Source organism: Streptomyces sp. NPDC057010, from assembly GCF_042673805.1.
Lineage (GTDB): Bacteria > Actinomycetota > Actinomycetes > Streptomycetales > Streptomycetaceae > Streptomyces.
Genome location: NZ_JBHUSC010000151.1, coordinates 766 through 1011, shown reverse-complemented (window position 1 = coordinate 1011; position 246 = coordinate 766). Strand labels below are relative to the sequence as shown.

Genomic DNA, 246 nt, shown 5'->3' with positions numbered 1-246 from the left:
GAATAGAGGAACCGAAACATTCAAGGGGTTTTATGAGAAGTATGTGGACGAGTTTCCTCGCTTGATGCGGACGCGTTATGCAACGAATGCCAAGTACTTTTATACGGTAAAGCCGGAGGACACCAAGGCGTGGCGAGAGCTGGCCGGAATCCATGTCGAACTTGCGATTCCTTCGCGCCTTGACGCGATAACTGCAAGAGATTACTTGGCAAACTCGATCCGAGAGACATTTTTGATCGGCAATCC

General features: G+C 49.6%; 1 protein-coding gene. It reads left to right on the top strand.

All coding sequences use genetic code 11. The features are described 5' to 3' along the window. Positions 1–43 precede the first annotated feature (43 nt). A partial coding sequence (locus ACFTXQ_RS36740) for a hypothetical protein (protein WP_382650057.1) occupies positions 44–246 on the top strand: 203 nt, incomplete at its 3' end.